Here is a 23,731-nt window from a genome sequence, read left to right on the forward strand (position 1 = left end):
CGCGGTTTCAAGCCCGCCGCAGCGCTGCCCCCCGCCTTCGTCTCAGGCGGTTTCGTCGACGGGTTCGGGCTCATCCTCGGCCTCGGTCTCGGCTTCGGGGGCGATGCCGAGCTGGCTCGTCAGGTTCTTCTCGATCTTGCGCAGCAGCTTGCGCAGGCGCTTGCGGTCCTTGCCGTCGAGCCCGGCGACGGTCACGTCCTCCAGCGAATCCCAGATGCCGTCAATGGCGCCGGCGCGGGTGCGGCCTTCGTCGGTGAGGTGCACGCGCACCAGCCGGGCATCGCCATCCGAGGCACGCCGCTCCAGCAGCCCCTGAGCCGAGAGGCGGCCCACCGTCTTGGAGGCGGTGGGCGGGCGCACGCGCAGCGCGGCGGCCAGTTCGGTCATGGTCCGCCCGTCCGATTCGGCGAGCAGTTTCAGCGCGGTCTCCTGGCCCGGAAACAACCCGAGTTCCTGAAGCCGCCGCGCCGCCAGCGCGCGCTGCAGGCGAGCGGCATGGTGAAGCCGATGGCCGATGCTCTTCTCGTAGCCGTCCTTCATGGGGGTACCCATCATGTGGCCGCAACGACGACTCGGTGCTGCAACTCAAGCGCGATGCCGTGACAGGAACATGGCTGTAATCCACTTCGCCGTCAAAGTGTTGGGAAATTGCTTCCTCTAGGGCCGCAGCGCGGCGAATTTCGCTTCCACGCGGGCGAGGAAGCCGGCGCGCCGGGCCGCGCTGGCCGAATCCATGCTGTGCAAGGCCAGCCACAGCTTGCGCGCCCGCGGATGAATGATGCCGCCCAGCCCTTCCAGCAGGATGCGCCGCCCGGGCTGGCCGACCCAGAGCCACCAATACCAGGGCGAGCCGAGCGTGGAGACGGCGGCGAGGACGCGGATATTGGTGAGCCGGCGCTCCAGCGGACGAAAGGGCTGCGGTATGCCGAAGGTCTCGAACGGCACCAGAACGCGGTCGAGCCAGCCTTTCAGCATAGCCGGCGGCCCATACCACCAGGTAGGCGCGACGAAGACCAGCGCTTCCGCCGCCTTCACCCGCGCCAGATGGTCGGCGATGGCGCGCGTGTTCTCGCCGGGCGTGTGATAGGCGAGCCGCTCCTGCCGGCTCATCACCGCCTCGAAGCCGGAGGCGTAGAGGTCGATCAGGTCCACCTCGTGGCCCGCCCGCGCGAGGCCGCGGATCGCCGCGTCGCGCACCGCGGCGGTGAAGCTCTCCTCGACCGGATGGCAGTAGACCACAAGCACGCGCATTGCCCGTCTCCTCAGGCTTTCTCGTCACGCCTGCGCCGACAGGCCGGGGAAGAGATAGGTCCGCCCGGTGGCGAAGTCGAAGTCCGGGTTCTCCCAGGCGATCATCTTGCCGGGGTTGAGCAGGCCGGCCGGGTCCGTCTCGCGCTTGAAGGCGAGCTGGACGGCGTCGGTCTGCTTCATGCCGCCTTCCTCCAGCGTGTAGCGGTGCGGGTTGAACACGGGAATGCCCAGCGCCTCGTGCCGCGCGATGATCGCCTCCAGCCGTGCCTCGTCCGTGAAACGCACCAGCGGCAGGCCGAAACAGGTGATCTTGCCGTCGAACCGCACGAATTCGAGATGAGCCGGCACCTCGTCGCCCAGTTCCTCGTGGATGCGGGCGACAAGCGCGAGCTGGTCGGGAAACGGATAGAGCGTCTGCAGATAGGTGATGGCCGGGTCGACACGCAGCGCGCGCAGCGTCGTGTGGTTCCAGGCGAGTTCGTAGAGCGGCGGCAGGCCGCGGGCCTCCTCGGTGCCGGCGCGGTCGGAGTGGAACAGCACATTCCCGCCCCAGCGCGCGGTGAAGCTGTCGAAGGCGGCGCTGGCGATCGGCGCGATCATCGCCAGCACCACATGCTGACCGGCCGGCAGATACTTGCGGTGGCGCAGGAAATAGTCCTGCGGCAGCGGCGCTGCTATCACCGACAGGAGCTTCTTGAGGATGGCGTCCTGTTCGCCCAGCGCATTGGCGAAGGCGGCGGCACGATTGAGGTCCTCGAAGCCGATGATCGCCTCGATCCAGTCATAGGCCGGGGCGAGCGGCATCTCGACCTCCAGGATGATGCCGTTGGTGCCGTAGGCGTGGGCGACCTTCTCCACCTCCTCGCCGGACAGTTCCAGAAGCCGCGGAGTGGCTTCCAGCGTGGCGATGCGCAGGCGGATGATGTTGCCGAGATCGCGCAGCCCGCCCCAGGTGATGGAGCCGACCCCGCCGGAGCCGCCGGCGATGAAGCCGCCGATCGAGGCGGTGCGGTAGGTGGAAGGGTGCAGACGCACTTCCTGGCCCGAGGAGCGGCAGGCCGTATCGATATCGGCGATGATGGCGCCGGCCTGCGCCCGCACGCGGCCGGGCGCCACTTCCAGCACCTTGTCGAGGCCCGACATATCCAGCACCAGCCCGCCGGCCAGCGGCATGGCCTGCCCGTAATTGCCCGTGCCGGCGCCGCGCGGCGTGACCGGAATGCCGAGCGCGAAACAGGCTTCAAGAATGCGCAGCACCTCGCCCTCGCTCGACGGCGTGGCGATGATCTCGCCCGCCACGGTGTCGAGCTGGCGCTTGAGCGTTGGCGAATACCAGAAGAAATCGCGGCTCTTCTGGCGCACGAGCGCCGGGTTGTCCTCCAGCGCGATGCCCGCCAACCGGGCCTTCAGAGCGGCGATGTCGTGAGCCATGTACAACCTCGTCCTCAGCCTCGTCCTCAGCCTCTTGCGTCTTTCGGCGCCATCCGGTCGTCGAGTTCGCCATAATCGGGCAGCGCGCGGTCGATCGCCTTGCCCGCGCGCAACACGATGCGGTCGGCCTGCGGGCGGGTGAGCACCTCGTTGAGGCTGCGCGCCGTGAACACCAGAAGGTCCGCCCGCGCGCCGGGGGCCAGCGTGCCGGCCGCCACGCCCATGTGCCGCGCCGGCGTGCGGGCGATGATCGCGGGCCAGTCGCCGAACGGGTGGTCGAGATGGGCGATGCGGTTGGCCTCGCGCCAGACCTCGACAAGGTCCAGGTCGCCATAGGCATAGAAGGGATCGCGGGTATTGTCGCTCGCCACCATCACCTCGATGCCGCGCGCCGCCATTTCGTGCAGCAGGGTGATGCCGCGCCAGCGCGGGGTGCGCGCGGCGCTGCGGTCCTGCAGATAGAGATTGCACAGCGGCAGCGCGACGACGGCGATGCCCGCCTGCGCCACGAGGTCCAGCGTGCGGTCGATTTCCGCCTCGTCCTTCAGCGCCAGCGCGCAGCAATGGCCGGCGAGGATCGGGCCTTCGAAGCGGCGACGCAGCGTGAGCACGGCGATGTCGTGCAGGGCGCGGGCCTCGCTGTCGCGCTCGTCAATATGCAGATCGAGCGCGAGGCCGAAGCGCTCGGCCGCGTCGAACAGGCGCTCCAGCCCGGCATCGAGATGGGGCGTGACATAGGTGTAGGTGCCGAGCCGCCCGCCATGTTCGCGCACCAGCCCGATGAGCCGGTCCACGGCCGCCGCGTCGAGCATGCGCTCGATCGGCATCAGCCCCACCGCCTGGAGATCGATGCGCCCGGCCCATCGGTCGCGCATATCCGCGAACACCCGCCACGCCGCCTCCGCCGGCTCGCCATCGGAATCGAGATGGGTGCGGATGGCCACCGTGCCGTGCGCATAGGCGCAGCGCAGCGCGAAATCGAAGCGGCGGGCGATATCCTCCTCGCTCCAGTTGACCCGGTCGGCCAGCACGGCGCGGACGGCGCCCTCGAAGGAGCCGTCCGGATTGGGCGCGCGCGGCCAGATGAAGCCCTTGTCGAGATGGGTGTGGATGTCGACGAGGCCCGGCAGTGCGAGGCGCCCGGCGAGGGGCAGGCGTGGCAGGTCCTGCCCGCCCGCGCCGGGGGGCGTGAGCGCGGCGATCCGGCCGTCCGTAATGGCGATGTCGAGGGCGACGAGGCCCTCCGCATCGGCCGGGCCCGACCTTTCGGCCAGCAGGCAGGCGGGCACGCGCGCATTGGCGAGCACGTAAGAGGCGGGCAGATGGGCGGCGGGCGACGGATCGAGGGCAGGGGGCATGGGTTTCATCCCGCGCCCAGCTCGCTCTCGTGCCAGCGCCGCAGCGCCAGCCAGGAGACGAGGCTCAATACGCCATAGATCAGGATGCCGGCGAAGGAGATCAGCAGCAGGCTGGCGAAGAGCCGCGGAATATTGAGCCGGTAGGCCGATTCGACGATGCGGAAGGCGAGGCCCGAGCCTTGCCCGGCCGATCCCGCCGCAATCTCGCCGACCACGGCGCCGATCAGCGCCAGCCCGCCGGCAATGCGCAGGCCGCCGAGGAAATAGGGCAGGGCGGTGGGCAGCTTCAGCTGCACCAGCGTCTGCCAGCCCGAGGCGCCGGACAGGCGAAACAGGTCGCGCAGGTTCGGATCGATCGATTTCAGCCCCAGCGTGGTGTTGGCCAGCACGGGGAAGAAGGCGACGATCCACGCGCAGACCAGAACCGCCGTGTCGGTGGAGAGATAGATCAGCATCAAGGGCGCGATGGCGATGATCGGCGTCACCTGCAGGATCACCGCGATGGGAAACAGCGAGAACTCGACGATGCGTGAGGAAGCGAAGACCAGCGCCAGCCCGACGCCGCCAAGCACCGCGAAGGCCAGCGCCAGAACCGTGGTGTGCAGCGTCACCAGCATGGACTGGAACAGCACGACGCGGTCCTTCACCAGCGTCTGCGCCACCAGAAGCGGGCTCGGCAGGATATAGGGCGGCAGCTGGTTGAGGCGCACCACCAGTTCCCAGGCGAGCACCAGGAGCGCCAGCACGGCGGCGGGCAGCAGCCAGCGGAAGGGGGAGCGTTCCATGCCCATGCCGATACCCATGCCCATCTCCCTCAGCCCGCGCCCGCATCCATCGCGCTGGCGAGCGCGGTGGAGGCCCGGCGGCAGAGGCCGGCATATTCCGGCGAGGTGCGGAAGGCATCGTCGCGCGGCTGCGCCGGGTCGATCGAAACTTCCGCGAACACCCGGCCGGGGCGGGCGCGGAAGACGAGGATCCGCGAGGACAGGAACACCGATTCGAACACCGAATGGGTGACGAACACGATGGTGCAGCCCAGTTGCCGCCACAGCTGCAGCAGGTCGTTGTTCAGCTTGAAGCGGGTAATCTCGTCGAGCGCGGCGAAGGGCTCGTCCATCAGCAGCAGGCGCGGTTTGGTGACGAGCGCGCGGGCGATGGAGACGCGCATCTTCATGCCGCCGGAAAGTTCGCGCGGATAAGCCTCGCGGAAGGCGGACAGGCCGACCATTTCCAGCGCCTCGAGGATGGCGGGCTCGGCCGCGCGGCGGGAGACGCCGGAAAGGCGCAGCGGCAGATGGACATTGGCGAACACGTTCGCCCAGGGCATCAGCGTCGGTTCCTGGAACACGAAGCTGATGGCGCCCGCGCCGCTCACGCCCGCGCCACCCGCGCGGCGCGGGGCATCCGCGCCGTTCCACGCGATGCGCCCGGCGGTGGGCTCGGACAGGCCGGCAATGAGCCGCAGCGCGGTCGACTTGCCGCAGCCGGAGGGGCCCAGCAGCGAGAGAAACTCGCCCTGCCGCACCTGCATGTCGAGCCCGTCAAGCGCGGTGACGGCATTGGCGAAACGCTTGCCCACCCCGCTCAGCGCGAGCAGGGGGGCGTCTGTGGCGGAATGGATCTCGTCGGCAGGCGGTGTCATTCTACGTGTCATTCCGGCCGAAGAGCCCGGATCGCTCTCCACCTGCGAGCCAACCCGGATCGGCGGTGCGGCCGTCCGGGATAACGCAACATGGGCATGCCGAGGCCGCCGTCTGCGGCTTCGCCGGCGTCACAGCCCGCTATTTCGCCAGTTCCTTGCCGACACCCTTGTCGACGAATTGCAGCGTATAGGACTTGGCGTAGTCGATGGTCGGGTCCACCACCTTGGCGCGCGCCATCTTGTCGAAGAAGCTCTTGATCTTGGCATCCGTCATGGCGCCGATGCCGAGCGTCTTGGCCTCGCCGGAATCGACGATGCCATATTCCTTCAGCTTGTCGATCGAGAAGGCGATCATCTCATCCGTCATTTCCGGATTGTCACGCTTGATCAGCGCGTTGGCCTTGGTGTTGTCGCCGTAGAGATAATTGTACCAGCCGATGATCGAGGCATCGACGAAGCGCTGCACGAGGTCGGGATTGCGCTTCACCAGTTCGGTGCGGGTCTCGATCGTGGTGGAATAGGTGTCGAAGCCCTGATCGGCGAGCAGGAAGAGCTTGGGCTTGAAGCCGCCCTGCTTCTCCACCGCATAGGGCTCGGAGGTGATGTAGCCCTGCATGGCGCTGTTCTTGTCCGCCAGGAACGGAGCGGCGTTGAAGGTGTAGGGCTTCACCTGGTTTTCGCTGAAGCCGAAATCGGCGACCAGCCACTGGTAGTAGCTCGCCAGACCTTCCTTGGAGATGAACAGGGTGCGGGTCTTCAGATCCTCGAAGGTCGCCACGTCCGGGTGGGCGATCAGCACCTGCGGGTCCTTCTGGAACATTGCCGCGACGATGATCGTGGGAATGCCTTCCACCACGGAGGAGAAGGCCTGCAGCATGTTGGCGCCCATGTAGAAGTCGATCTTGCCGACGGGCAGGAGCAGGCGGTTATTGGCCTGCGGGCCGCCGGGCACGATGGTCACGTCCAGCCCGTATTTCGCGTAGGTGCCGTCCACCACCGCCTGGTAGAAGCCGCCATGCTCGGCCTGGGCGACCCAGTTGGTGCCGAACGTGACCTTGTCCGCCGCCTTCGCGTGCGTCGCGAAACCAAGGACGGCGAGAGCGAGGGTGGCCAGGGCGGGCAGGCAGGAGCGCAGGCTGGGCAGGCACATGTGGGGAAGGCGAAGGCGCATCGATGTCTCCATCGCGGGACGATGAACGGTGTGCGAGATTGCCGGCATGATAGGCGAGCTTAATCTGGATGCACATATGTGCTGACGCTTCCTACGCAGATTCCCCCAGTCTGGATCTTCGCCATGCTCCGCCATTTGCTGCCCGCCGCCATTCGCCGCCCCTTTGCCCGCTACAGCCACGCCGTCGAGGTGCCGGCCGGCGCGCGGCTGCTGCTGGTCTCCGGCCAGCTTGGAATCTCCGCGCAGGACGACATCCCCGAAAGCGCGGAGGCGCAGGCCGATCTGTGCTTCGCCGCCATCGCGGCCTGCCTCGCGCAGGCGCGCATGGGAGCCGCCGACATCGTCCGGCTCAACGCCTATGTGACGGAGCGCGCCCACATGGAAGGCTACATGGCGGCGCGCGACCGGTTCATTGCCGATCCGCCGCCGGCTTCCACGCTGATGATCGTTTCCGGCTTCACCCGGCCCGAGTTCAAGGTGGAGATCGAGGCGCTGGCGGCCCGGCGCGATTGAGCCTAAAAGCCCGACTTTGCCGCCCCGGAGCCTCGCCATGCCGCCCAAACGCTTCTGGACCGAAATGAGCTGGACCGATTTCGCCGCGGGCGATGTCGGCAACTGGATTGCCATATTGCCCGTAGCGGCGGTGGAGCAGCATGGGCCGCATCTGCCGGTGGGCGTCGACAGCTTCATCGCCGAGGGTTATCTCAAGGAAGTGGCGCGGCTGCTGCCGGACGAGACGCCGGCCGTGTTCCTGCCCGTGCAGTCGATCGGCAAGTCGAACGAGCACGTCGATTTTCCCGGCACGCTGACGCTCTCGGCCGAGACGGTGATCCGCGCCTGGACGGAAATCGGCGAGAGCGTGCACCGGGCGGGGGTGCGCAAGCTGGTCATCGTCAATTCGCATGGCGGCAATGTGCCGATTCTCGACATCGTGGCTCGTGACCTGCGGGCCCGGCTCGGCATGCTGGCGGTGACGGTCTCCTGGCACCGCTTCGGCTATCCCGAGGGGCTGTTCTCCGCGCAGGAGCGCCAGCACGGCATTCATGCCGCCGGGGTCGAGACCTCGCTCATGCTCGCGTTCCGCCGCGACACGGTGAAGGAAGGCGAGGTGCGCGACTTCGCCCCCGTCACCCTCGCCATGGAGCAGGAATTCTCCTTCCTGCGCGCCGGCACGCCGGCCGGCTTCGGCTGGATGGCGCAGGATATCCAGCCGAGCGGGGCGATGGGTGACGCCACGCAGGCGAGCCTGGAGAAGGGGGAGGCCTGCGCGCTCTATGGTGCGCGTGCCTTCGTCGAACTGCTGGCCGACGTCCACCGCTTCGACCTCGGGCGCCTGGCCGCCGGGCCGCTCGGCGGCGGCGGCGCGTGATGGAGGCCTTGCCTGCCGTGCCGGCCTTCCACGACCTTCATCTGAGCCTCGACGCGGCGCGCGCCCATGCGGCCGGGGTTCTCGCCCATTTCGGCACGGGCACCGAAAATGCGCGCCGCACCGCCGAGGCGCTGGTGGCGGCGGAGGCGGATGGGCTGGGCACGCACGGCCTCGCCCGGCTGCCGAGCTATGGCGCCATGGTCGCGAGCGGCAAGATCGACGGCCATGCCGAGCCCGCGCTGCACCGGGTCGCGCCGTCGGTGATCGCGGTGGATGCCGGCAACGGCTTCGCCTATCCCGCCATCGAGTTGGGCCTGCCGCGGCTGGCCGAGGTCGCGCGCGAGACCGGCATCGCCATGATGGCGATCCGCCGCTCCAGCCATTTCGGCGTCGCCGGCCAGCCGGTGGAAAAGCTGGCGGGCGAGGGGCTGGTGGGGCTCGCCTTCTCGAACGCACCGGCTTCCATCGCGCCGTGGGGTGGCAAGCGCGCGGTGTACGGCACAAACCCGATCGCCTTCGCGACGCCGCTGAAGGGGCGCCCGCCGGCACTGGTCGACCTGTCAGTGGCGAAAGTGGCGCGCGGCAACCTGCTCGCCGCCGTGCAGCGGGGCGATAGCAGCATTCCCGAGGGCTGGGCGCTCGATTGCGACGGCAACCCGACCACCGACGCCAAGGCGGGCCTTGCCGGCACGATGGTGCCGATGGGCGAGGCCAAGGGCACGGCGCTGGCCTTCATGATCGAGGTGATGGCGGCGGCGCTGACCGCCTCCACTTTCGCCTTCGACGCGCCGAGCTTCTTCGACGGCAAGGGCCCCCCGGCGGCGGTAGGCCATGTCGTCATCGCCATCGATCCCGGGGTCGTCGCGGGCGACGCTTATCTCGACCATCTGGAGCGGCTGGCGCACGCCATCGAGCAGGAGCCGGGCGCGCGCCTGCCGGGCACGCGCCGGCTGGTGAACCGTGCGCGCGCGGCGCGCGAGGGCGTGGTGCTCGGCGCCAGCCTGCAGAAGGCGCTGGCCGGGATGGGGTTTCCCGGCTGAGACGGCTCAGGCTGGCATCGTCGACCAGTCCGGTGCCCAGCCGCCCTCGACCTTGCGGAACAGGGGGCAACGGATCGGCGCCCGGACGAGGCCCGGCCAGGCGGGATCGATGGCACTGAGCGTCTTCTGCCAGACATTGGTTTCCTGGATGGCGGTGGCGACGCCGACCACGTTGGCGCCGATCCGCTTCATCAGTTCCAGCTCGGCCGAGACGGTGCCGCCGGTGGAGATGACATCCTCGACCAGCAGCACGCGCTTGTCCTCCAGCCGCTCCAGCAGGCGCGGATCGATGAACACGGTTTTCGGCTTGAGCGGGCTGGTGATGGAGATGACGGGAATGGACAGTTCGTCCTCGAACCAGAACTTGCGCGAATAGCTCAGCGGCACGTAGTGCGGATGGCCGAGCTTCTTCGCCACCGAGGCGGCGAGCACCATGCCCAGCGTCGGCATGCCGACCACCACGTCGGGTTCGAGGTCGCGGACTACCTCGACCATGGCCGAGGACAGGCGGTCTTCCAGCGCGAACGAGTTTTCGGTGATGCAGAGATAGGCGATCGCCGTATCGAAATCGGGCGGCAGGGCGAGGAAGGGCAGGTCCGCCCAATCGCCATCCGGCAGTTTCACGGGATAGCTGTCCGTGTAGGGCGGCTCGCCGGGACCCGAGAGGTCGGCGGCGGGGATGAGGCGGTCGCGATAGCAACCGCGATCGGTGAAATTGAGCGGCATGGGAACTCCGGAACGCGAGACGCGCGGTCCGCAGCAAGCGCGATGCCAAGAAGCCGCCCGCGCGGCGCGGGCGGCTTCTGAACTCTGTTCATGTAAGGGCGCGGGCTCCGGGGGCGGGCGCGCCTCACTTCTTGGCGGCGTCGATACCCTTCAGAATGACCTCGCCCGCCCCGGCCGCGTCCTTCCAGCCGGCAATGTTGACGGTCTTGCCCTTCTCCAGGTCCTTGTAGTGGGTGAAGAAATGGGCGACCTGGTCGACGATGATCGGCGGCAGGTCCGTGTAGTTGGTCACGCCCGAGTGGTAGGGGTAGACCGAGTTGGCCGGTACGGCGAGGATCTTCTCGTCGCCGCCCTTCTCGTCGGTCATCATCAGCACGCCCACCGGGCGGGCGGCGATGACGCAGCCGGCCAGCAGCGGAATCGGCGAGATGACGATCACGTCGAGCGGATCGCCGTCATCGCCGAGCGTCTGCGGGATGAAGCCGTAATTGCCGGGGTAGAACATCGGCGTGTGCAGGAAACGGTCGACGAAGAGCGCGCCCGATTCCTTGTCGAGCTCATATTTCACCGGCGCGCCGCCGGCCGGAATTTCGATGATGACGTTGATTTCGTCAGGCGGATTCGATCCGGCCGAAATGCGGGAAATGTCCATGAACGGGCTCCAGAACGAACAGGCCGGCGTCGCCGGCGAGCAAGGCGCCTTCTCATAAGGCGCGGCGGGCGCGCCGTCGAGACAGGCCGCCCCATCAATTCGGCCGACGCGCTGTCGCAGGCGGCGCCCCACCGCGCCAGGGCGGCAATCGGGTAGGGAGCCGGGCGGAGACATACCGGCCCGATATAATGTATCGTGAGCGGGTGGACGCTGCTGTCCGATATGTTGTATCACTCCGACCCACGGAGTTCACCCATGCCTGCTTCGCCTGCCCCCGCCGCGCCGCCCCTGCTCGATCCCGCCACGCGGCGTGACCCGGGCGACGGGCACGCCCACGCCCACTCCCACGCCAAGGGGCGCGATCCTGATCATGGCCATGCCCACGATCATGGCCATGGCGAGGAGGGCGTCGCCATTCCCGCGCATCGCGCAGGGGCATCCCATTCTCATTCCCCGTCGCACCGCCATTCGCACGGGCCGGGGCGGCGTCATCCGCCGGCGCGGCCGGGATTCTCGCTGCTGCGGCTTTCCGCCGTGCAGCGCCTCGCCATCGCGCTGCCGCTGGCCGCGCTGATCTGGGCGCTGGCGCTGGCGGTGCTGGCCGCGGGCGGCGCGTGAGGAGGCCGATGATGGAAAACAAGGCAGCGAAAGCGGGAGGCAAATCCATGGGCGACGTGCTGGCCTTCCGCGACCTGACGCTCGGCTATGATCGCCACCCGGCGGTGCATCACCTTGACGGCGTGGTGCCCGAGGGGGCGCTGCTCGCCGTGTGCGGGCCGAACGGGGCGGGCAAGTCCACCCTGCTCAAGGGCATTGTCGGCATTCTCCCCGCCCTTGCCGGCCGGATCGAGTGCCGCGTGCCGGAGCGCGAGGTCGCCTATCTGCCGCAGGCGGCGGAGATCGACCGCACCTTTCCCATCGAGGTGTTCGACCTGGTCTCGACCGGCCTGTGGCGGCGCACCGGGCTGTTCGGCGGCATCGGCAAGGCCGACCGCGCCCGTATCGAGGCGGCGATTGCCGCGGTGGGGCTGGAGGGCTTCGAGGCCCGGCCGATCGGCACCCTCTCGGGCGGGCAGATGCAGCGCACGCTGTTCGCCCGGCTGCTGCTGCAGGAGGCGCGGCTGATCCTGCTCGACGAGCCGTTCACCGCGCTCGATGCCGGCACCACGGCCGACCTCATCGCGCTCATCGAGCGCTGGAACGGGGAGGGGCGCACCGTGCTCGCCGTGCTGCACGACATGGAACTGGTGCGCGATCATTTTCCGCAGACGCTGCTGCTGGCGCGCGAGACGGTGGGCTGGGGGGTGACGCGCGAGGTGCTCACCCCCGCCAATCTCATCGAGGCCCGCCGCATGTGCGAGGCGTGGGACGATGGGGCACCGGCCTGCGCGCCCGGCTCACCGGCAGTGGAGCGGGCGGCATGATCTACGATTATCTCATCGCTCCCTTCGCCGAGTTCGATTTCATGCGCCGGGCGCTGGTCGGCGTGCTGGCGCTCGGCCTCGGCGCCGGGCCGGTCGGTGTGCTGATGATGCTGCGGCGCATGAGCCTGGCCGGCGACGCCATGGCGCATGCCATTCTGCCGGGCGCGGCGATCGGGTTCCTCGCCGCCGGGCTGAACCTGTTCGCCATGACCCTTGGCGGGCTGGTCGCCGGCTTCGCGGTGGCGCTGGGCGCCGGGGCGGTGGCGCGCGCCACGCAGATGAAGGAGGACGCGGCGCTGGCCGCCTTCTATCTCGTCTCGCTGGCGCTCGGCGTGCTGCTGGTCTCGCTGCGCGGCTCCAATGTCGACCTGCTGCACGTGCTGTTCGGCACCGTGCTGGCGCTGGACGACGCGACGCTGCTGCTCATCACCGCCATCTCCAGCTTCACCCTCGTCGTGCTCGCCGTGCTGTGGCGGCCGCTGGTGCTGGAAAGCGTCGATCCCGGCTTCCTGCGTTCGGTCAGCCGGGCGGGGGCGCCGACCCATCTCGCCTTCCTGGCGCTGGTGGTGCTCAATCTGGTTGGCGGCTTCCATGCGCTCGGCACGCTTCTGGCGGTCGGCATGATGATGCTGCCGGCCGCGAGCGCGCGGTTCTGGACCCGCGAACTGACCGTGATGGTCGGCTGCGCGGTGCTGATCGCCTGCGCCTCCGGCGTGATCGGCCTCTTGGTTTCCTACCATTGGGGCGTGCCGTCCGGGCCCGCCATCATCCTGGTGGCCGGTGGCGCCTATGCGCTGTCGGTCCTGTTCGGCCCGGTGGGCGGGCTCCTTCCCCGCCTCGCGCCGCGCCGTCATCTCGAAGCCTGAATTCGGAGATTGAAGCTCATGCGTTCCGTCAGCATCTCCCGGCGCCGCGCCCTTCTGGCCGGGCTGGCCGCAACTCTGGCCGCCGGCCTCCCGCTGGCCACCCCCGCGCTCGCGCAGGATGCCGCGCCCCATCCCCTGCCGGTTGTCGCCACCTTCTCGATCCTCGGCGACATCGTGAAGAATGTGGGCGGCGACCGCATCTCGGTGGTCACGCTGGTCGGCCCCAATGGCGACACCCATGTCTACCAGCCCACCCCTCAGGCCGCGAAGGAGGTGGCGGAGGCCGCCGTCGTGTTTGAGAACGGCCTCGGACTGGAGGGCTGGATGGATCGCCTGGTCAAGGCGTCGGGCACCAAGGCGGAACTCGTGGCCGTCACGCAGGGCGTGACGCCGCGCTACCGCACCGCCAGCGAGCCGCAGGACGATGACGAGGAGGAGGGGCATGACGCGGCCGGCCAGAGCGCGGCCGGGCATGATCATGCCGAAGCCGCCCCCGCCGAGGCGCACAAGGGCCACGACCACGGGCCGCTCGACCCGCATGCCTGGCAGAACGTGGCCAATGTGGAGATCTACGCGGCCAATATCCGCGACGCGCTGATCAAGGCCGATCCGGCCGGCGCGGAGGCCTACAAGGCGCAGGCGGCCGCCTATATCGAGAAGCTCAAGGTGCTGGACGCGCAGGTGCGCACCGCCATGGCCGGCATTCCCGTCAAGCAGCGCCGCATCATCACCTCGCATGACGCGTTCGGCTATTTCGGCGATGCCTACGGGCTGAAGCTGCTGGCGCCGCAGGGCGTGTCGACCGAGGCGGAGGCCTCCGCCAAGGATGTCGGCCGCATCATCCGGCAGATCAAGTCGCAGAAGATCCCCGCCGTGTTCCTGGAGAACATCGCCGATCCGCGGCTGGCCCAGCGCATCGCCAAGGAATCGGGCGCGCGCGTCGGCGGCGAGCTTTATTCCGATGCGCTCTCCGATGACAAAGGCCCGGCGAGCACCTACATCGACATGATACAGAGTAACGTCCGCGAGCTCTCCTCGGCGCTGTCGAGCTGAGGCGGTGACAGCTCCCTCTCGCTGAGGGGGAGCCGGTCGGGGTGAGGGGCTTTCCGGCGTCCGGCGCCGGTTTCCTCCCCGATCCGCTTCGCGGACCGCTTCTCCCCGACGGGGAGAGGGAAGACAAGGATTGGAGCGACCCAGATGCCCGAGACCAAGCCGAACGAGACGCAGCCCGCCAAGATTCCCGTCACCGTGCTGACCGGCTATCTCGGCGCCGGCAAGACCACGCTGCTCAACCGCATTCTCTCCGAGCCGCACGGCAAGAAATTCGCCGTCGTCGTCAACGAGTTCGGCGAGATCGGCATCGATAACGACCTCGTCGTCGGCGCCGACGAGGAAGTGTTCGAGATGAATAACGGCTGCATCTGCTGCACCGTGCGCGGCGATCTGATCCGCATCATCGACGGCCTGCTGCGCCGCAAGGGCGATTTCGACGGCATCATCGTCGAGACCACCGGCCTCGCCGATCCCGCGCCCGTGGCACAGACCTTCTTCGTCGACGAGACGGTGGGCGCCAAGACGACGCTCGACGCGGTGGTGACGGTGGCCGACGCCAAGTGGCTGAAGGACCGGCTGAAGGACGCGCCCGAGGCGAAGAACCAGATCGCCTTCGCCGATGTCATCCTGCTCAACAAGACGGACCTCGTCTCGGAAACCGAGCTGAAGGACGTCGAGATGCGCATCCGCGCCATCAATCCGTTCGCGCGGATCCACCGCACGCACAAATCCGACATCGCCATCGACAAGGTGCTGGGGCAGGGGGCGTTCGACCTCGACCGCATCCAGGCGCTCGACCCGGATTTTCTCGAAGGCGGCCACAAGCATTTCCACGACGAAGACATGAAGTCGGTGTCCTTCTCCACCGACAAGCCGCTCGACCCCGACAAGTTCTTCCCGTGGATCCAGGAACTGACCCAGACGGAAGGGCCGAATATCCTGCGCTCGAAGGGCATCCTCGCCTTCAAGGATGACCCCGACCGCTTCGTGTTCCAGGGCGTCCACATGATCCTCGACGGCGATCACCAGCGCCCCTGGCGCGCCGACGAGGCGAAGGTGAGCCGCATCGTCTTCATCGGCCGTCAGCTCGGCACGATGAAGCTGGAGCAAGGCTTCCTCGCCTGCGTGGCGTGAGGCATCCCGCCGGCGGCGCCCTCCCTTTGCCGGGGCGGGTGCCGCCGGGCGTTCAGAGTTGCTTCTCGAAGAACACGTCGGGATAGGGATCGTCGTTGAAGCGCTCGATCTCGGTCCAGCCGGTCTTGCGATATAGCTGCACCGCCTCCGGCAGGGCGCTGCTGGTATCGAGGCGCAGGACACGGATCGACAGGTCCCGCGCGGCCTTCTCGGCCGCCGTCATCAGCTGCCGGGAAATGCCGAGGCCGCGTGCCGAGGGCGCCACCCACAGGCGCTTGATTTCCGCGAGGCCGCCCCCCGTTCCCTTCACGCCGACGCAGCCCAGCGGCAGCCCGTCCAGCAGCGCGACGATGAACGCGCCGCGCGGGCGGATCATGTCGCGCGCGTCCGGATCGCGTGATCGCGCGACGTCGAAGCCCATTTCGAAACGCTGCGCCAATTCGGCATAATACTGGCCGAGGCAATGGCGGGCGGTCTCGCCGCGCGGGTCCACCTCTTGGAGAGACAGGCGATCGCGCCCCAGCGCCACGGCGATCAGGTCCATCGCCGCCAGCAGCGCCTCGCGGTGCGGATAGCGGGCCAGAATCGTGGTGGCCTGCGCATCGGAAAGCTCCTCGTAGGCGCGGAATTCACGCTCCCCTTCCTCGGTGAGGGTCGCCAAGCGCCGGCGCCCGTCATCCGGGTGGGTGTACGTGCGAACGAGACCCTCCTCTTCCAGTCCCCGCAGCAGGCGGCTCATCAGCCCGGAATCCAGCCCGAGATCGTCGCGCAGATGCGCCACGTCCGACCGGCCCCTGCCGATCGCGTTGAGCACGCGGGCGGCACCGAGCGGCCGGCCGCGGCCAAGGAACGAGGTGTCGAGCGCGCCGACCTCGCGGGTGACGGCGCGGCTGAAACGGCGGAAGCGTGCATTGGCATCGATTGGCATAATGTCTGACTTAAGTCAGGTAAATCTCCCTGTCAAACCGCTCCGTGCGCCGGTCGGGGGAGGCGTCGGTGCGGCCGGGTCGTGACGCGGGGCGCAAATTCGGTTACGCCCTCATCCATCCCTGCAGAAAGCCGGTAGTGCCATGGCCGCCCTGTCCTCCACGCCCTCCTCGATCACCTCCAAGCTGCGCCGGCTCGATCTCGGGTCCGGCGTGGTCGGTGTCCGCTTTCTCGGCACTACCGCCGCCTTCGCGCTGGGCGAGGGCGACGTGGTGCTGGCCGGCCATGAGGAGACGCGGGTCGACGCGCACAAGGGCGCCATCCTCTCCCTGGCCAGCGACGGCAAGCGCCTGGTGACGGCTGGCGATGACGGGCGCGTGGTGGCGACGCGGCTGGATGGGTCGAGCGAGACGCTGTTCGAGCAGAAGGGCCGCTGGATCGACCATGTGGCGGTGGCGACGGATGGCGCCTTCGCCTTCTCGGTCGGCAAGAGCGCGCATTTCCAGCCGGTGAAGGGCGAGCGGAAATCGCTCGACCTGCCCTCCACCGTCGGCGGGCTGGCCTTCGCGCCCAAGGGCACGCGGCTCGCCATCGCCCATTATGGCGGCGCGACGCTGTGGTTCCCCAATGCGCAGGCCAAGCCCGAAGTGCTGGAGTGGAAGGGCTCGCATCGCGGCATCCTCTGGCATCCGGAAGCCCGCTTCATCGTCACCACGATGCAGGAGGCAGCGCTGCATGGCTGGCGCCTGCCGGACGGCGCGCATATGCGCATGTCGGGCTATCCCTCCCGCGTGCGCTCGATGGAATTCACGCCCGGCGGGCGCTATCTCGCCACCTCCGGCTCGACCGAGGTCATCCTCTGGCCGTTCGTGGCCAAGGAGGGCCCGATGGGCAAGCAGCCGACCATGCTTGCCCCGCGCGACGTGCGCGTCTCGGCGGTGGCCGCCCATCCCAAGGACGAGGTCATCGCCTGCGGCTACGAGGACGGGATGGTGCTGCTGGCGCGCATCTCGGACGGGGCGGAAATCCTCGCCCGCGCGCCGGCCGGCGGGCCGGTGAGCGCGCTGGCCTGGCGGGCCGATGGCGGGGCGCTCGCCATCGGCACGGAAGACGGCGCGGGCGGGCTCATCGTGCTGTGAAGGTATGGTGACGCGGTTCGTGCTGTTGCGGCGCGGCATCCTCGACTAGGCTCCCGGCATCTGTCAGCCACGAGGTATTCGCCATGAAGATCGAGGACGTCCGCCGCACCGCCTATTCCATGCCGCTGACCAACCCGTCCTATCCCAAGGGTCCCTATCGCTTCTTCAACCGCGAATTTTTCGTCATCACCTATCGCACCGACCTCGAAGCGCTGCAGAAGGTGGTGCCCGAGCCGCTGAAGGTGGTGGAGCCGATCGTCAAGTATGAGTTCATCCGCATGCCGGATTCGACCGGCTTCGGCGATTACACCGAGACGGGGCAGGTGATCCCGGTCGAACTGAATGGCGTGAAGGGCGGTTACGTCCATTCCATGTATCTCGACGACGAAGGCCCCATCGCCGGCGGGCGCGAATTGTGGGGCTTCCCCAAGAAATATGCCAAGCCGACCTTCGAGGTGGAAAGCGACACGCTGGTCGGCAAGCTGCATTATGGCAGCGTCCTCGTGACCAGCGCCACCATGGGCTACAAGTTCGCGGAGCTCGACAAGGAGGCCCTGCACAAGTCGCTGCTGGCGCCGAACTGGATGCTCAAGATCATCCCCCATGTCGACGGTTCGCCGCGCGTGCTCGAACTGGTCGAGTACTATCTGGAAGACCTCGTCGTGAAGGAAGCCTGGACCGGCCCGGCCGCGCTCGGCCTGTTCCCGCATGCGCTGGCGGACGTGTCCAAACTGCCGGTGCTCGAGGTTCTGTCGGCGGCGCATTTCCGCACCGACCTCACCCTTGGCCTCGGCAAGGTGGTGCACGACTATCTCGAAGACTGAGCGGCTCTCTCTGCCTTGCGATCCCGGATCGGCCTCGGGCCGTCCGGGATCGCGGCGTCAACCTCACCCGAGGCTCAGCCGCTCGCTCGCCATGAAGCCGAAGGTGAGCGCCAGGCCGAAGGCGACCAGCGCCAGCGCGGCGAGGAATTCCACGCCCACCAGCAGGACCGCCCGGCTTGAACCCGGACGGTTCGCGGCCAGCCGCACCGCGGTGCGCTTGGCGAAGACCGCGATGGCGGCAATGGCGCTCACGGTGATGGCCGTGCCCGCGCCCATCAGCAGTGTCGAGGCGGCCCCGACCCAGAATATGCCTTGCGTCAGCGCGAAGACCAGCACGAGGATCGCGCCGGAGCAGGGCCGCAGGCCCACCGAGAGCACCGCCCCCCACCATTCGCGCCAGCCGCGGCCCTTGGGCAGGTCCTGCGGCGCCAGCATATGGGCGTGCTCGTCCCCGCAATCGCAATCGGCGCCATGAAGATGGCCCGGCGTGCCGCGCCAGGTGGCGAGGAGCGCGCGGCCCTTGATGAAGGCGAGGCGCAGGCCGATCAGCACGATCAGCGCATAGGCGGTCAGCTCGATGATGAAGACCGCGCGGCTCATGGTCGCCGCCGTGGCGCCGAGCACCACCGCGAAAATGCCGGCCACCAGGATGGCGGTGAGCGCCTGCGCGAAGGCGCTGGCGAAGGCGAGGCCGATGCCGCGCTTCAGCGTCGCCTCGTTGGCCAGGAGGTAGGAGGAGATCACCGCCTTGCCATGGCCGGGGCCGGCGGCGTGGAAAATGCCATAGGCGAAGGAGATGCCCCCCAGCAGGGCAAGCGCGTGGCCATCCTGCCGGGATTGGCGCACCGCGCTGGTGAGCAGCCGGTAGAATTCCGCCTGCTTGGCGAGGATGAAGCCGGCAATGCCGCCGACATCGCCCGGAGGGGAGCGGGCGCCGACGCCGAACGGGCTCTGCGCCAGCGCCGGGTGAAGCGCGGCGGCACCCATGACCAGGGCGAGGGCCGCGAGAACGAGCCGGCGGTTCACGAGCAGCTCACCGTGACGCGGTTGGCGAATTGCGAGCCGTAATTGCTCGCCGTGGTGAGGGCGTTGAAGAAGCCCTCGGTGAGGTTGGTGGTGTTGACCGCCGCCGGGTCCGGCCGATGCAGGGTGAGCGTGCAGCCGCCCGCGGCGCCCGCGAGCTTGACCGGATCGGTATCGGCCAGCTGGAAGGCGACGAAATAGGTGGGGTCGTAGACGTCCAGCGTCATCGTCCCCTTCTTCGCCACCGGCTGGGCGAAGGGCAGGGTGAAGTGGAGCGTCAGCGACGTGCCGTCATAGGTCAGGGAATAGTCCTTCGGCGGCAGCAGGGAAAGCGCCTCCTTGCCGCGCTTGGGGTAGGTGAAATAGTCGAACTCCTTGAGGGAATCGATGTTCACCTGGGCCAGTTCCTTGAGGGTCTTCTCGGTCGGCTTGCCGTCCGGCCCGTTCTCGAGCCCCTGCAGCGCGTAGCTGGAGAAGCCTTCATCGAAGGTCCAGTCGTGGCGGATGCCGGTGAGCGTGCCGTCGGGCGCGTAGTCGAGCCGGGATTCCACGCTCACCCAGACATGGGGATGGGCGAGGGCCGGGCCCATCAGGGCGGCGAGGGCGAAGGCCGCCGCCAGAAATCGTTTGAGCATCCGTGTCACCGAAGCAGACCGCATTGAGGGATTCGTGGCGGTGCAGTTCGGCGGAAAGGTGACAGCTATTCGTGAAACGACAACGGCCGCCCGAAGGCGGCCGTCAAAGATGCATCACGTTCCGGTGCTTCAGCGTGATGGCGCGCGCGTGCGCCGCCTCGCAAGAAGCCGCGCGAGCCGGCTCACGCCGCCTTCTGGGACTTCGGCAGCAGCAGCTTGCGGTTCACCAGCACTTCGGCGATCTGCACCGCGTTGAGCGCGGCGCCCTTGCGCAGGTTGTCCGACACGCACCAGAAGGAGAGGCCGTTTTCCACCGTCGCGTCCTCGCGGATGCGCGAGACATAGGTGGCGTCCTCGCCGGCCGCTTCATACGGCGTGATGTAGCCACCGGGCTCGCGCTTGTCGACCACCAGCACGCCCGGCGCGGCACGCAGGGCCTCGGTGGCTTCCTCGACGGTGATCGGCTTCTCGAACTCGACGTTCACGGCTTCCGAGTGCGAGATGAACACGGGAACGCGGACGGCGGTGCAGGTGAGCTTGATCTTGGGATCCAGGATCTTCTTGGTCTCCACCATCACCTTCCACTCCTCCTTCGTGTAGCCGTCTTCCATGAAGACGTCGATCTGAGGAATGACGTTGAAGGCGATGCGCTTGGGGAACTTCTTCGCCTCCACCGGGTCCGAGACGAACACCGCGCGGGTCTGCGAGAACAGTTCGTCCATGGCGTCCTTGCCGGCGCCGGAGACGGATTGATAGGTCGCCACCACCACGCGCTTGATGGTCGCCAGATCATGCAGCGGCTTGAGGGCCACGACGAGCTGGGCGGTCGAGCAGTTCGGGTTGGCGATGATGTTCTTCTTGGTGAAGCCCTTCACCGCATCGGCATTCACTTCCGGCACGATCAGCGGCACGTCGCTGTCATAGCGGAAGGCCGAGGAATTATCGATCACCACGCAGCCCTGGCGGCCGATCTTGGGCGACCATTCCCTGGACACGTCGCCGCCGGCCGACATCAGGCAGATGTCGGTGTCGGCGAAGTCGTAATTCTCCAGAGCTTTGATCTTGAGCGTCTTGTCGCCGAAGGAAACCTCCGTCCCGACCGAACGGCGGGAAGCGAGCGCGACCACCTCATCCGCGGGAAAGCCCCGTTCGGCGAGGATGTCGAGCATTTCGCGGCCCACATTGCCTGTGGCTCCGACGATGGCGACCTTGTAGCCCATGATCATTCTCCTGAAAGCCCTGCCATTCACAGGCTCGGGCGAGCGCGGGCTTTTACGCGATAAGGGGGAGAAGGGCAAGGATGGGGCGCCCTTGGCCGTCATCCCGGCCGCAGCGTAGCGGAGAGCCGGGATCGTCCGCGACCGGCGATGCTTTCCGTCCATCACATTGCGATATCGGGAAAGCGGTCGCGCCATTCGGGATTATCCGTTTCGATAAGCGTAATCTTCCATTCGCGCCGCCATCGCTTTATCCGCTTCTCGCGCAGAATTGCGTTGCCGGCATCATCATGGGCCTCGAACCAGACGAGGCGATCCACATTGTACCGAGCGGTGAAGCCGGAGATAGCGTGGGAGCGGTGCTCGGCGATGCGCTTGGGGAGATCACTGGTGACGCCGACATAGAGCGGGCCGTCCTTGCGGGTCGCGAGCATGTAGACGAAGAAGCGCTTCATCCGCTCCAGACCTTCACGCGATCCCGGCTCTTCGCTGCGCTTCGGCCGGGATGACTCTTACCAAACACGCCAAAGGATAAAGGCACGCAAAATCAAATTGCAGAGCGATGCAAGGGCAAGAAAGCTCGCGACGCGACCTATCTGATCACCAAGGTCGCGAATTTCTTTCTGCAAATTCCATGTCGCCAGTATCGAGTCGTCTGATGGGGGATTGTATTGAGGCGTAACAATATTCCTGTTGGCCAATTCACTCCGCCGCGTCCGCTCCGGCCGCCGCACGGCCCACCCCGAAGCGCTTCGCCACATAGTCCTCGACGATCTTCTTGAAGTCGTCGCGCAGGCTGGGACCGCGCAGGGTCATCGCCTTCTTGCCGTCGAGATAGACCGGGGCGGTGGGGAATTCGCCGGTGCCGGGCAGCGAGATGCCGATATCGGCGTGCTTGCTCTCGCCCGGTCCGTTCACGATGCAGCCCATGACCGCGACGTTCAGCGTCTCGACGCCGGGATAGCGCTTCTTCCATTCCGGCATCGAGGTGCGGATGAAGTCCTGCACCTCGAAGGCCAGTTCCTGGAAGGTGGTGGACGTCGTGCGGCCGCAGCCGGGGCAGGCGGCGACCAGCGGCACGAAGGTGCGCAGGCCCATCGTCTGCAACATCTCCTGCGCCACCGTCACCTCGCGGGTGCGGTCGCCGCCCGGCTCAGGGGTCAGCGAGACGCGGATGGTGTCGCCGATGCCTTGTTGCAAAAGCACGCCCATGGCGGTGGAGGAAGCGACGATGCCCTTCGAGCCCATGCCCGCCTCGGTCAGGCCGAGATGCAGTGCATAGTCGGCGCGGCGCGCCAGCTCGGCATAGACGGTGATCAGGTCCTGCACCGCCGAGACCTTGGCGGAGAGGATGATCTTGGTCCTGGGCAGGCCGATCTCCTCGGCCAATGCCGCCGAGAGCAGCGCCGAGCGCACCAGCGCCTCGCGGGTGACGGCGCGGGCCTCCGCCGGGCGGGGCAGTTTCGCGTTGGCGTCCATCAGCGCGGTGAGCAGATCGTCGTCGAGCGAGCCCCAGTTGGCACCGATGCGCACCGGCTTGTCGTGCTTGATCGCCTGCTCGACGATGGTGGCGAAGTGCCGGTCGCGCTTCTGCCCGAAGCCGACATTGCCGGGATTGATGCGGTATTTGTCGAGCGCCGCCGCGCAGTCGGGGAATTTCGTCAGCAGCAGATGGCCATTATAGTGGAAGTCGCCGACGATGGGGGTGTTCAGCCCCATCTTCAGCAGGCGCTCCTTGATCTCGGGCACGGCGGCGGCAGATTCGTCGCGGTCCACCGTGATGCGCACGATCTCCGAACCGGCACGGGCGAGCTGGGCGATCTGCCGCGCCGTGCCTTCCGCATCCGCCGTGTCGGTATTGGTCATGGACTGCACGACCACCGGCGCGCCGCCGCCGACCATGACCTTGCCGACGCGCACGGCCACCGTATGCCGCCGCGCGGCGGGGCCGGCGGCCTCCAGATCGGGGGCGACGATGGGGGGGGCGGTCAGGGCATCCATGCGGCATCTCTCGGCGGCGAGCATCTTGCGGGCGAGCATCTGGCTGCGGCGCGGCGATCGGTCCTGCGCTCCCGCGCCATCGGCGCCGCGTCCCGCAGCTTCATCGGGTTAAGCCGGGTGCCCGGCCGCGTCAACGGGCCGATTCCGGGGCGGGTTCCGATGCCTGTTCCCCGGCGGGGGGCTCGATCGCCGCCGCCGCCGTGGCGCGGCAGCGCGCGCAGGTGCCGGGAATCTCGATCACCGAGGCGCGCGGCGCGAAGCCGGCGGCGCGCGCCGCCCAGGCCAGATCGCGACCGATGGCGTGCGAGGCGACCTCGGAGGTCAGCCCGCAGCTCTCGCAGATGAGGAACACGATCACGTCATCGGCGCCGTGGGTGCTTCCGCAGGCGATATAGGCGTTGCGGCTCTCGATGCGATGGGCGAGCCCTTCCGCGACGAGGAAGTCGAGCGCGCGGTAGACCGACATGGGCGGCGGCTTGTCGCCCGTGCTGCCGAGCCGTTCGACCAGCTCATAGGCGCCAAGCGGCACATGGCTGTCGGCCAGGCCTTCCAGCACGCGGCGACGCAGCGGGGTAAGGCGCGCGCCGCGCTCGCCGCAGCTCGCCTCCGCCCGCGCCAGCGCGACGGCGACGCAGGCGCCATGGTCGTGGTCGTGGTGGCTGTCATGCCCCGAGGGGGGCGGACGAGGGGGAGCGCGGGAAGGTGTCATAACGTCATCTTAACCTGCGGCTAGGGATGCGAAAACCACGCAGCCGCATCCAGGTGATGCACCGCGATAAAAGCTTTGCACGCCATGCGACCGTGCTAGCCTAGTTGATGTGGGAATTCCAATGGCATGGCGCGAGGCC

At 68.0% G+C, this 23,731-nt stretch carries 26 protein-coding genes; 10 read left to right on the forward strand and 16 right to left on the reverse strand.

Features of this window, described 5'->3' with window-relative positions:
• Nucleotides 1-42: 42 nt before the first annotated feature.
• The 7 genes from QOZ99_RS06450 to QOZ99_RS06480 form a co-directional block, all read right to left on the reverse strand.
• Complete coding sequence (locus QOZ99_RS06450; RefSeq protein ID WP_306889330.1) at nt 43-540, reverse strand: MarR family winged helix-turn-helix transcriptional regulator; 498 nt, start codon at nt 538-540, stop codon at nt 43-45.
• 117 nt (nt 541-657) lie between these two features.
• Nucleotides 658-1,251, reverse strand: coding sequence for an NAD(P)H-dependent oxidoreductase (locus tag QOZ99_RS06455; RefSeq protein WP_306889158.1), 594 nt, complete (start codon nt 1,249-1,251; stop codon nt 658-660).
• A 24-nt stretch (nt 1,252-1,275) separates the two neighbouring features.
• Nucleotides 1,276-2,682, reverse strand: coding sequence for an FAD-binding oxidoreductase (locus QOZ99_RS06460; protein ID WP_306889159.1), 1,407 nt, complete (start codon nt 2,680-2,682; stop codon nt 1,276-1,278).
• Between the two features lie 26 nt (nt 2,683-2,708).
• On the reverse strand, nt 2,709-4,040 hold the full coding sequence (locus QOZ99_RS06465) for a cytosine deaminase (protein WP_306889160.1): 1,332 nt from the start codon (nt 4,038-4,040) through the stop codon (nt 2,709-2,711).
• A gap of 5 nt (nt 4,041-4,045) precedes the next feature.
• On the reverse strand, nt 4,046-4,843 hold the full coding sequence (locus QOZ99_RS06470) for an ABC transporter permease (protein WP_370876804.1): 798 nt from the start codon (nt 4,841-4,843) through the stop codon (nt 4,046-4,048).
• A gap of 11 nt (nt 4,844-4,854) precedes the next feature.
• Nucleotides 4,855-5,682 carry an ABC transporter ATP-binding protein gene (locus tag QOZ99_RS06475; protein ID WP_306889161.1) on the reverse strand — a complete coding sequence of 276 codons (828 nt, stop codon included), beginning with the start codon at nt 5,680-5,682 and terminating at the stop codon, nt 4,855-4,857.
• A gap of 139 nt (nt 5,683-5,821) precedes the next feature.
• Nucleotides 5,822-6,853, reverse strand: coding sequence for an ABC transporter substrate-binding protein (locus QOZ99_RS06480; RefSeq protein ID WP_306889162.1), 1,032 nt, complete (start codon nt 6,851-6,853; stop codon nt 5,822-5,824).
• Nucleotides 6,854-6,976: 123 nt separating this feature from the next.
• On the opposite strand from QOZ99_RS06480, the gene QOZ99_RS06485 reads away from it, so the two are divergent.
• Genes QOZ99_RS06485 through QOZ99_RS06495 form a run of 3 tightly spaced genes read left to right on the forward strand, consistent with a single transcriptional unit; the run spans nt 6,977 to nt 9,262 of the window.
• On the forward strand, nt 6,977-7,366 hold the full coding sequence (locus QOZ99_RS06485) for a RidA family protein (protein ID WP_306889163.1): 390 nt from the start codon (nt 6,977-6,979) through the stop codon (nt 7,364-7,366).
• Between the two features lie 37 nt (nt 7,367-7,403).
• On the forward strand, nt 7,404-8,222 hold the full coding sequence (locus QOZ99_RS06490) for a creatininase family protein (protein ID WP_306889164.1): 819 nt from the start codon (nt 7,404-7,406) through the stop codon (nt 8,220-8,222).
• Nucleotides 8,222-9,262: an Ldh family oxidoreductase gene (locus tag QOZ99_RS06495; protein WP_306889165.1), complete on the forward strand. Its 1,041-nt coding sequence runs from the start codon at nt 8,222-8,224 to the stop codon at nt 9,260-9,262. Before QOZ99_RS06490 ends, QOZ99_RS06495 begins: the two co-directional genes overlap by 1 nt.
• A gap of 6 nt (nt 9,263-9,268) precedes the next feature.
• On the opposite strand, the gene QOZ99_RS06500 is transcribed toward QOZ99_RS06495, so the two are convergent.
• Both QOZ99_RS06500 and ppa read right to left on the reverse strand, forming a co-directional pair.
• Nucleotides 9,269-9,988 (reverse strand): phosphoribosyltransferase, encoded by a 720-nt coding sequence (locus QOZ99_RS06500; protein WP_306889166.1) that lies wholly within the window; start codon nt 9,986-9,988, stop codon nt 9,269-9,271.
• Between the two features lie 124 nt (nt 9,989-10,112).
• Entirely contained in the window at nt 10,113-10,640 is a 528-nt protein-coding gene (gene ppa, locus QOZ99_RS06505; protein WP_306889167.1) for an inorganic diphosphatase, read from the reverse strand.
• Nucleotides 10,641-10,895: 255 nt separating this feature from the next.
• Here ppa and QOZ99_RS06510 point away from each other — a divergent pair, with 255 nt between their 5' ends.
• The 5 genes from QOZ99_RS06510 (at nt 10,896) to QOZ99_RS06530 (ending at nt 15,117) form a co-directional block, all read left to right on the forward strand.
• Entirely contained in the window at nt 10,896-11,258 is a 363-nt protein-coding gene (locus QOZ99_RS06510) for a hypothetical protein (protein ID WP_306889168.1), read from the forward strand.
• An 11-nt stretch (nt 11,259-11,269) separates the two neighbouring features.
• Nucleotides 11,270-12,064, forward strand: a complete 795-nt coding sequence (aztA, locus tag QOZ99_RS06515; RefSeq protein WP_370876805.1) for a zinc ABC transporter ATP-binding protein AztA — start codon at nt 11,270-11,272, stop codon at nt 12,062-12,064.
• On the forward strand, nt 12,061-12,930 hold the full coding sequence (locus tag QOZ99_RS06520; RefSeq protein ID WP_306889169.1) for a metal ABC transporter permease: 870 nt from the start codon (nt 12,061-12,063) through the stop codon (nt 12,928-12,930). The genes aztA and QOZ99_RS06520 overlap by 4 nt, the downstream gene beginning before the upstream one ends.
• Before the next feature lie 18 nt (nt 12,931-12,948).
• Nucleotides 12,949-13,983, forward strand: coding sequence for a metal ABC transporter solute-binding protein, Zn/Mn family (locus tag QOZ99_RS06525; protein WP_306889170.1), 1,035 nt, complete (start codon nt 12,949-12,951; stop codon nt 13,981-13,983).
• A gap of 144 nt (nt 13,984-14,127) precedes the next feature.
• Entirely contained in the window at nt 14,128-15,117 is a 990-nt protein-coding gene (locus tag QOZ99_RS06530) for a CobW family GTP-binding protein (protein ID WP_306889171.1), read from the forward strand.
• Nucleotides 15,118-15,169: 52 nt separating this feature from the next.
• On the opposite strand, the gene QOZ99_RS06535 is transcribed toward QOZ99_RS06530, so the two are convergent.
• Nucleotides 15,170-16,045 (reverse strand): bifunctional helix-turn-helix transcriptional regulator/GNAT family N-acetyltransferase, encoded by an 876-nt coding sequence (locus QOZ99_RS06535; RefSeq protein ID WP_306889172.1) that lies wholly within the window; start codon nt 16,043-16,045, stop codon nt 15,170-15,172.
• 142 nt (nt 16,046-16,187) lie between these two features.
• On the opposite strand from QOZ99_RS06535, the gene QOZ99_RS06540 reads away from it, so the two are divergent.
• Both QOZ99_RS06540 and QOZ99_RS06545 read left to right on the forward strand, forming a co-directional pair.
• Nucleotides 16,188-17,183: a WD40 repeat domain-containing protein gene (locus tag QOZ99_RS06540; protein WP_306889173.1), complete on the forward strand. Its 996-nt coding sequence runs from the start codon at nt 16,188-16,190 to the stop codon at nt 17,181-17,183.
• Between the two features lie 83 nt (nt 17,184-17,266).
• On the forward strand, nt 17,267-18,007 hold the full coding sequence (locus tag QOZ99_RS06545; protein WP_306889174.1) for an acetoacetate decarboxylase: 741 nt from the start codon (nt 17,267-17,269) through the stop codon (nt 18,005-18,007).
• Nucleotides 18,008-18,070: 63 nt separating this feature from the next.
• Here the strand turns inward: QOZ99_RS06545 and QOZ99_RS06550 are convergent, their stop codons facing one another.
• From QOZ99_RS06550 to QOZ99_RS06575, 6 genes are all read right to left on the reverse strand, one after another.
• The gene (locus QOZ99_RS06550; RefSeq protein ID WP_306889175.1) at nt 18,071-19,033 is read right to left on the reverse strand and encodes a nickel/cobalt transporter; all 963 of its coding nucleotides are present in this window, start codon (nt 19,031-19,033) and stop codon (nt 18,071-18,073) included.
• On the reverse strand, nt 19,030-19,665 hold the full coding sequence (locus QOZ99_RS06555; RefSeq protein WP_306889176.1) for a DUF1007 family protein: 636 nt from the start codon (nt 19,663-19,665) through the stop codon (nt 19,030-19,032). The genes QOZ99_RS06550 and QOZ99_RS06555 overlap by 4 nt, the downstream gene beginning before the upstream one ends.
• 182 nt (nt 19,666-19,847) lie before the next feature.
• Nucleotides 19,848-20,885: an aspartate-semialdehyde dehydrogenase gene (locus QOZ99_RS06560; RefSeq protein WP_306889177.1), complete on the reverse strand. Its 1,038-nt coding sequence runs from the start codon at nt 20,883-20,885 to the stop codon at nt 19,848-19,850.
• A gap of 161 nt (nt 20,886-21,046) precedes the next feature.
• Complete coding sequence (locus tag QOZ99_RS06565) at nt 21,047-21,337, reverse strand: GIY-YIG nuclease family protein (protein ID WP_306889178.1); 291 nt, start codon at nt 21,335-21,337, stop codon at nt 21,047-21,049.
• Nucleotides 21,338-21,584: 247 nt separating this feature from the next.
• Nucleotides 21,585-22,883 (reverse strand): flavodoxin-dependent (E)-4-hydroxy-3-methylbut-2-enyl-diphosphate synthase, encoded by a 1,299-nt coding sequence (gene ispG, locus QOZ99_RS06570; RefSeq protein ID WP_306889179.1) that lies wholly within the window; start codon nt 22,881-22,883, stop codon nt 21,585-21,587.
• Between the two features lie 130 nt (nt 22,884-23,013).
• Nucleotides 23,014-23,592 (reverse strand): Fur family transcriptional regulator, encoded by a 579-nt coding sequence (locus tag QOZ99_RS06575; protein WP_306889180.1) that lies wholly within the window; start codon nt 23,590-23,592, stop codon nt 23,014-23,016.
• Nucleotides 23,593-23,731 lie beyond the last annotated feature (139 nt).

Origin of the sequence: Ancylobacter amanitiformis (assembly GCF_030814815.1) — a bacterium.
Lineage (GTDB): Bacteria > Pseudomonadota > Alphaproteobacteria > Rhizobiales > Xanthobacteraceae > Ancylobacter > Ancylobacter amanitiformis.